The organism is Streptomyces sp. NP-1717 (assembly GCF_022695985.1).
Classification (GTDB): Bacteria; Actinomycetota; Actinomycetes; order Streptomycetales; family Streptomycetaceae; genus Streptomyces.
The window spans coordinates 1-8,421 of record NZ_JAAPBF010000279.1; the positions used below are offsets into that span (position 1 = coordinate 1).

Consider the following 8,421-nt stretch of genomic DNA (forward strand, 5'->3'; position numbering starts at 1 on the left):
TCGTCGGTGGTGGTCTGCGGCGAGGTCTTCCGCTCGGCCGGGGCGTCCACGGGGGTGGTCGCGGTCGCGCTGCCCGGCTCGTTGGCGGCACCGGACGGGCGGGTGCCGCTGTCGGAGGTGCCGATGTCGCCGGTACGGGGCCGCTGGTTCTCCGTGGCGGAGTCGGCGCCGCCGACCGACGGCAGCGTCGGAGCCTTCGACGGCTCCGGTGTGGACGCCTGGGCATGGGCGACGGAGGGCCGCGAGGACGGCATGAAGGCAAGGGTCAGACCGCCGCCGACGAGCGCGACGGTCGAGGCGACCACGGCACGGCGCCGCTGCTTCTTCCAGTCCGCCAGCCGGCGCCGGCGGGCGGCACGGCCGGTCGCCGAGGGCGTGGAGGGCCCGACCGGCACGTCGGCCTCGGGCTCGGTGAAGCCGGGGAAGGCGTCGAACTCGCGCGTGTGGGATATCTCCGCCATCACCGCGACCGTCGACGGAGTGTGGTGGACGTGTGAGCCGGCGGGGGCTATGTCGGGGGAATAGGCACCACAACCGGGGCATACGAAAACCCCGTTGAGCGTCCGTCGGCACGTCGAGCAGTAGTCCATCCGCGATCTTTCTGTGCTGACTGCGCCGTCGTCGGACCGACGACCTGTCGGATTTCGCACTCGGGATCGAGCGCGAACAACATAGCGACCTCACCGGGAGGTGGTGAGGACCCCATGTGCCGCTCTTGCGAAGATCGGGAACTCCGGACAGGCGGCGGGCGAGCCCGTCACGCCGTTCACCGGAGTTCACCCAGCGGAGTGAACCTACCGCCGGGCCGCTCCACGGCTTCCCCCTGAACGCCAAATGCCGTGCGGGGAACGGCTCGTGAACATCCGTCATCGAATGCCGTCGCCGTACTGCCGTTCGCCCCGCACCCACCTACGGTCACCTCACAGGTCGGAGAGTGCCGGGGGGCGACAGGTCGTGGAGTGGTTCGACGGAGAGAACATATTCGCGGTCTTCTCCACCCTGCTGGGGCTGCTGACCTCGGTCGGGGTGCTCTGGTACGAGCGCAGGGTGCCGCGCCGCAAACGGATCGGCTACCGCGTACAGATGGACACGGCCATCGGCAGCGACGTCCGCTCCGGCCACACGAACGTACGCCTCGGGCTGTTCGACGACGACCCGGAGATGGCGGACGCCACGCTCGTACTGCTGCGCCTGGAGAACGACGGCTCGCAGACCATCGCCGTCGACGACTACACGTCACCCGACATCCACGGTCTGACCGTCACGTTCACCGGCCGGACGATCAAGGGCGTCGCCGTCACGCTGCCGTCCGCCGCCCGCCATCTGATGTCGCACTTCACCCATGCGAGGGGCCTGCGCAGCTCCGGCAGCATGCTCACCGTCCCGAAGGTCCCGCTCAACAAGGGGCAGCACTTCAAGCTGCTGGTCCTGCTGACGGGCGGGGAGGTCGGCGAGGAGGTCACCGTCAGCGGCGGGATCTCCGAGGGCGAGGTGGTCGTCAACCGCGCCATCGCCCCCGACGAGGCACCGCCCGTGTTCAGCCGCGCGACGCGCCTCATCACCGTTCTGCTGACGGTCTGTGTGGTCACGCTCGCCTCGATCATCCTCCTGCGGGACAGCACCCGGCCCCCCATCGGGTGTGCGAAGGGCGAGCTGACCGTCATCGGGTCGACCGCCTTCAGACCGGTGGCCGAGGAGCTGGAGAAGAAGTACGAGGACGACTGCCCCGGCTCCGAGATCACCGTGGACCTCAACGGCAGCGCGGCCGGAATCCGCGAACTGGCCGAGGCCGGGGCGCGGCGGAAGGAGGGCTCACCGGCGATCGTCGCCCTCTCCGACGGGCCGAAGTCCACGGGGTACGCGCAACTGCGGGAGAACCGGGTCGCGGTGTCCACGTTCGCCCTGGTCGTCAACGACGGCGTGGAAGTCGACGGGCTGTCCACGTCCGACGTACGGGAGATCTACCGCGGCGACATCACCAACTGGCAGGAGGTCGGCGGCCCGGACCTCGCCGTCCGCCTCGTCAGCCGCAACGCCGGCTCAGGCACCCGCGACACCTTCCAGCGCCGCGTCCTCCAGGGCTTCGAACCGGGCGCCTCGTCCACCGACTGCCGGCGCAAGGACGACACGCGTGCCCGCGTCCTGCGCTGCGAGTTCGAGAGCACCGAGCAGGTCCTGAACACGGTCGCGGAGCTGCCGGGCGCCCTCGGCTACAGCGAACTGCGCTCCGCCGCCCCGACGAAGGGCCTGCACCGGCTGGAACTGGACGGGCGCGCACCGTCGGTGGACGACATCGCGGAGAGCGGGTACCCGTACCGCGAGATCGAGTACGCGTACACCTACGGCCGCCCGCCCGCCAGCTCACTCGGGTCCAGCTTCCTGAACTACCTGATCAGGGGCAGCGGCCAGGACGTGATCCGCACGCACGGGTACCTGCCGTGCGCGACACCGGAGGGGCTGAAGGTCTGCGCGGAGGAGTGAGGGACGGCGGCGCGGGTCACGGGACGTGGGCCGTCAGCACCGTCCCGTCCGGGAACGCCAGGAACACCACCCCGCCCGAGACCAGCATCGCCTTGGGCGCCTCGCCCTCGGGCCAGCCCTCGAAGCCGCGCCGGCCCACCGTCTCCTCACCGTCGGCCAGCGAGAGGCTGCGCATGTCGTCGGTGCCCGCGATCAGGACCCGGTCGTCCGCCACCCGGGCGACGCTGTCGGCCGCCCACTCCGCGGTCGTCCAGCGGCGGTCGCCACTCTCCATGTCGACCGCGTCGAGTCCCTCGGGGTTGATCGCGTTCCCGCCCGTCGGGACGAGGACAGTGCCGTCGCGGCTGAGTCCGACGGGCAGCGAGGTCCGGTACACGTCCACCTTCTTGAGGGTGGCGCTGTCCCGCATCCCGGACGACGAGCAGGACACATACCGTCCGCCCTGGGCCAGCGCCGTGCACATCTCCGGGACCTCGGCCACGGTCTCGCCGGTCGCCGGGTCGAGTGCGAAGGTGTTGCCGGGGCTGTTGAGATGCAGACGCTCGCCGTCGGCGACGACGTCCAGGGAGTACGGGTACGCCCTGTTGATCACGCGCTCCCACGTCAGCTTCCGGTCGTCGGCCGAGAACGCGCGGAACAGCATGTTGCCCGTACCGCCCTCGCCGGAGGCGCCCTCGTACGACGTGAAGATCCTTCCCGCGTGGACCCGCACGAGTGACGGCCGGTAGCCTGGCTCGCCGGGCAGCTTGGCCACCGGCTCGCCGGTCGCGAGGTCCAGCACGGCGAAGCCGTCACCGTCCGGCGCCTGCGTGTAGACCCGCTCCGCGTCCATGTCCACGGGGCCGAAGCCGACCACCCGCCGCGTCGTGCCCTTGGCGGGATAACGCCACTTGGGCGTGCCGTCCGAGGCGTCGCGGGCCTCCAGCCATCCGCCCCGGATGCCCTGCTCGTCGGGTTCGGCCGCGAGGAAGGAGCAGACGAGGATCGTGCCCCTGAGCGCGCAGCGCTCGGCCTCCTTGGGTTCCGATGGCGCCGCCGACCAGGGGGACCAGCCTTCGGGGGCCTTCGCGCGGTCCGTCGCGTCCGGGCCGAAGTCGCTCATGGTGCTCATGACGGTGGCGGCGGGCGGCGCGGACGAACCCCCCGTACCGCCACCGCCCGTACCGCCACCGCCACTTCCGCCGCCCTCGTTCTGTCCCTCGCCGGAGTCCCCGCCCCAGAGGGAGATCAGCACCGCCGTCACCACCCCGACCACCACGGCGGCGCCGATGCCGATCCCCCACCGGAGCCGGTCGACGCGCGGGCGGGAGCCGGACGGCGGCGCCGGGGGCGCCGACGGTGGAGGAGGTACCTCGGCCGGTACCGGTGCCAGCAGCGCCCGGCCCACCGCGACCTCGTACTCGCCGATCTGCTTCCTTACGCCCTCCGGCCACGGGAAGGCCCCTTCGCGGCTCGCCGGAGCCACGCCCGGACGGGCGGCGGCCGTCCCCGCCGGGTCCAGTGTCCGCAACAACTCGCCCGTGGTCGGCCGCTGTTCGGGATCCGTGTGCAGACAGGACGCGATCACCTCGCGCAACTCGTCCGGAACGCGCGACAGATCGGCGCCACCCCGCGCGATGCGGTTCACCACGGCCGCCAACTCATTGTCGTAGAAGGGGCCTTGGCCCGTGGCCGCGAAGCAAAGCACCGCCCCGAGACAGAACACGTCCGACGCCGAGGTCACCGACCGGTCCGCCGCGACATGCTCCGGCGACATGAAGCCCGGCGAGCCGACCATGATGCCGGTCGCCGTGAGCGCGGTCGCGTCGTACGCCTGGGCGATACCGAAGTCGATCAGCCGGGGGCCGCCCGAGCCGAGAATGACATTGCCCGGCTTCAGATCACGGTGCACGAGCCGGACGCCGTGTACGGAGGCCAGCCCGCGCGCCAGGTCGGCGCCCAGCTCCCGCACGGCCGCGACCGGCAGCGGTCCCGACCGCTCCACCGCCTCGTCGAGCGAGGGGCCGACGACGTACTCCGTCGCCAGCCAGGGCCGTTCGGCATCCGGGTCGGCTGCGACGAGAGCGGCGACGTACGGTCCCCGGACCGCCCGCGCCGCCTGCGCCTCACGACGGAAACGCACCCTGAAGTCGCCCAGGAACTCAACATCCTGACGGACCGTCTTGAGCGCGACCAGATCGTGCGGGCCGCCGTCGGGCGGCAGGGCCAGGTGGACCGTGCCCATACCGCCGGAACCCAGGCCGGCCAGCAGCCGGTAAGGGCCGGCGTCGTACGGGGCGTGGGCATCGAGCGGGCCGAGCACGGCGTCAACTCCTCATCGGACGAACCTCAATGACATATGGGCCTCACTGACACACACTCACGTCTCATCCCGGCAGTTCCGTCGAACGCACCGTCCCGTCGTGGAACATCAGGAACACCACCCCACCGACCGAGATCAGCTCGGGCTCCCAGACCTGCCCGTCGATACCGTCACCGAGACCGCTGTCGGCCCGGTTGCCGGGCGCGCCCTCGATGCGGGATCTCGTCCCCCGCGGGGCGTCCCCCGCCACCGGCAGCGTGTAGAGGAACTCGTTGTCGAGGAAGACGGCGGTGTCGCCGACGACCGACGCCTCGGAGGGCAGATACCGCCCGTCCTCGGGCGCCGGAGGGAACGTCCCCACCGTGCGCGGCGTGGAGTCGGCGCCCCCGTAGGTGTCGACGAGTTCCATCCGGGTGCTCCCGCTGTCGGGGGCGAGGAGATACGTGCGCGATCCCACCGTCACCAGATCCCGCAGCGGCAGATCCGAGTCGAACCCCGGCTGTCCGGTGTCGATCGGCAGCAGGGTCTCCGCGTCCAGGGCCACGCTGCCTCCGTCCTCGATCCCGCACAGCACCTCGCCGCCCCGCACCCGCACGCTCACGCAGTCGCCCCCGTCCTCGCCGGGCACGGTGTACGGCGTCGGCTTGCCCGTACGCGCGTCGAACCCCGTCAGACCGCCGTCCGTCGACGCGAGGAGGCGCCCGCCCGCGAAGGCGTCGGGGCCGAAGCCTCCGTAGCCGACCTCCACCCCGACATACGTCGACAGGGCGCGCTTCCACAGCGGCTTTCCCGTTTCGGCGTCGAAGGCGTGCACCTCGGTGCCCTCACCCCGGGTGGTGAAGAACGCGACTCCGCCGCCGGCCATCGCCTCCCCCACATTGGCCAGCCGCACCGTGCCCTCACCCTTCAGGGGCTGCTTCCAGCGCACCGTGCCGTCCTTGAGGGACCGGGAGCGCACCATGCCGCCCTCGGTGGAGAGCACCGAGTCGCCGTGGATCACCGGGTTGGTGGCGTCGCCGGGGATGTACATACCGCTCGACGCGCCCAGCAGGGGCTCCGCGTCGGGCTCCGCCGAAGGGGCCTTCCAGCGGGGCTTGCCGTCGGCCGCGCCGACCGCCTCCAGGCCGCCGTAGAACATCCGGCACACCAGGATCTCGCTGTTGAGCGCGCAGTCCCAGGGCCGGCCGCTCAGCTTCGCCGTCCACGGCTTCCAGCCGTCCGGGCGGGCCGCCGGGTCGACGGGGAAGTGGCGGCTGCGGTCGGCCCCGTGCTTGTCGAGCCCGATGAGCGCCGCCTGCGGCTCCTTCTCCGAACCGGCCTCCGGTGAAGGGGACTTGGGGGCGGGGTCGTCCTGGAGGGCGCGCAGGCCGAAGGCGCCGAGGACGCCGAGCGTGAGCGCGCCGGCGACAACGGCGAGGACCGTGGTGCGCCGGCGGCGGGGGCCGTCCGGCGGCAGCGGCTGTCGCGTTGGGCCGGTGACCGTCCGCGCGCTGTGGACGGGGGACGCGCCCGGCATCGTCGGTACGCGCCCGGCGACCGGTCCGGCCGCCTGCACGGTACGGGCCAGCTCCTGCTCGTACCGGGCGACCTGGGCCCGTACCCCGTCCGGCCAGACGACGGGGTCCGGGGCGCCCGTGTCCCGGAAGCGCGCCTCCAGCTCGATCGCGTCCGGGCGCGCCGACGGGTCGGGCCGCAGACAGTCCTCGATCAACGCGCGCAGTTCGTCCGGCACGTCGTCGAGCCGGGCCTCGGCCTGCGAGACCCGGTACAGCACGGCCGCGACCGGCCCCGTACCGAACGGGCCCTCGCCCGTGGCCGCGTAACAGAGCACGGACGCCAGCGAGAAGACATCGGACGCGGAGACGACATGACGCCCGCCCAGCACGTGCTCGGGCGACATGTAGCCCGGCGAGCCGACCATCGCGCCGGTCGCCGTCAGGGTGCTCGCGCCGAAGTCACGGGCGATGCCGAAGTCGATGACGCGCGGACCGCCGGCGCCGAGCAGCACGTTCGCGGGCTTGAGGTCACGGTGCAGGACCTGTGCGTGGTGGATTCCGCGCAGCGCCCGTACGAGACCGAGGCCAAGGCTCCGTACGGTCTCGACCGGCAGCGGGCCGCACTCCCGTACGGCGCGGTCCAGCGTCGGGCCCGCGACGTACTCGGTGGCGAGCCAGGGCGCGGGGGCGTCCGCGTCACCGGCCAACAGGCGTGCGGTGAAACGGCCTTCGACCGCGCGTGCGGTCGATATCTCGCGCCGGAAGCGGTCGCGGAAGGCGTGTTCGCCGCTCGCGAGGAGGTCGGGCCGTACGACCTTCACGGCGGCGAGCGACGCGGCCGGGCGCGCGGTGGGACGGGCGTCGGCGCCCAGAAACACCTCGCCCATGCCGCCGGCGCCGAGACGGGCGAGTACGCGGTACGGCCCCACCTGGCGTGGTGACCGTTCATGAAGCTCACCGAGCATCGGACGTGGTCCCCCGTTCCCCGTTCGTGTTTCATTCCCCGTCAGCCCCTCGCGCGTCCCCGACGGCTCCCCTGATGGCTCCCCGTCACTGGCGGCGCGTCGGCCGAAAGCGCTTGTGCCACAGCTCGGCCACAGGCGCCGGTTCAGTCTGTCCCGACCCGTGGCGCTGTGCAAAGATCCCATGACATGCGGCAGTTGGCAGCTGACTGTCAGTCAGGAGAGGCACAGGCAACGTGGAAGCGCTGACCCCGGACGACCCGTCCCGCATCGGCCCCTACCGGCTCCTCGGCAGACTCGGCGCGGGCGGCATGGGACGTGTCTTCCTCGCCAGGTCCGAGGGCGGCCGGACCGTCGCGGTGAAGCTCGTACGCCCGGAACTGGCCGAAGAGGCCGAGTTCCGGCGGCGGTTCGCCCAGGAGGTCGCCGCCGCGCGCCGGGTGGGCGGTGAGTGGACCGCGCCGGTCCTCGACGCCGACACCGACGCCCGCGAGCCGTGGGTCGCCACCGGCTACGTCCCGGGGCCCTCGCTGCACGCCGTGGTCGCCGGCCGGCCGCAGCCGCTGCCGGAACGGTCGGTGCGCATCCTCGCCCACCGGCTCGCGCAGGCGCTCACCGCCATCCATACGGCCGGTCTGATCCACCGCGACCTGAAGCCCGCCAACGTGCTGGTGACCATCGACGGTCCGCGCGTCATCGACTTCGGGATCGCCCGCGCGCTGGACGCCGTCACCGGCGACAACCGGACGCGTACGGGTGTCGTGATCGGGTCGCCCGGCTACATGTCGCCCGAGCAGGTGCGCGGCGAGACGCTGACGCCCGCGAGCGACGTCTTCTCGCTGGGCTCGGTGCTCGCCTTCGCCGCGACGCGGCGCCAGCCGTTCGGTACGTCGACGAGCGGTCTGCACGCGGTGATGTTCCGCATCGCGCAGGAGGAGGCGGATCTCACGGGGCTGCCGGACGGCCTCGCGGACCTGGTGCGCGCATGTCTGGCGAAGGATCCGGCCGAACGGCCCACCCCGGCCGAGGTCGCCGACCTGACGGCGGAGGCGAACGAGGGGGACGACGCCGACCTGCCGTGGCTGCCTGGCGCGGTGCTCGCCGATCTCGGGCGCCGGTCCGCGGAGCTGCTGGAGGCGGAGACGCCCGCCTCGCCGCTCCCGGCGCGTCCGCAGGGGCC

At 72.4% G+C, this 8,421-nt stretch carries 4 protein-coding genes and 1 pseudogene; 2 read left to right on the forward strand and 3 right to left on the reverse strand.

From position 1 onward, the window contains the following. A pseudogene (locus GXP76_RS32010) lies at positions 1-461 on the reverse strand (hypothetical protein); the annotation flags it as partial. Positions 462-954: 493 nt separating this feature from the next. Between GXP76_RS32010 and GXP76_RS32015 the strand changes: the two are divergent. Then, positions 955-2,481 (forward strand): PstS family phosphate ABC transporter substrate-binding protein, encoded by a 1,527-nt coding sequence (locus GXP76_RS32015; protein ID WP_242575119.1) that lies wholly within the window; start codon positions 955-957, stop codon positions 2,479-2,481. A 16-nt stretch (positions 2,482-2,497) separates the two neighbouring features. On the opposite strand, the gene GXP76_RS32020 is transcribed toward GXP76_RS32015, so the two are convergent. After that, the gene (locus GXP76_RS32020) at positions 2,498-4,783 is read right to left on the reverse strand and encodes a protein kinase (protein ID WP_242575120.1); all 2,286 of its coding nucleotides are present in this window, start codon (positions 4,781-4,783) and stop codon (positions 2,498-2,500) included. Between the two features lie 64 nt (positions 4,784-4,847). Continuing rightward, a complete protein-coding gene (locus GXP76_RS32025; RefSeq protein WP_242575121.1) occupies positions 4,848-7,244 on the reverse strand; it encodes a protein kinase in 2,397 nt (798 codons plus the stop codon). A gap of 233 nt (positions 7,245-7,477) precedes the next feature. Here GXP76_RS32025 and GXP76_RS32030 point away from each other — a divergent pair. After that, positions 7,478-8,421 (forward strand): serine/threonine-protein kinase (locus GXP76_RS32030; RefSeq protein ID WP_242575122.1); only part of this gene is annotated, 944 nt, incomplete at its 3' end.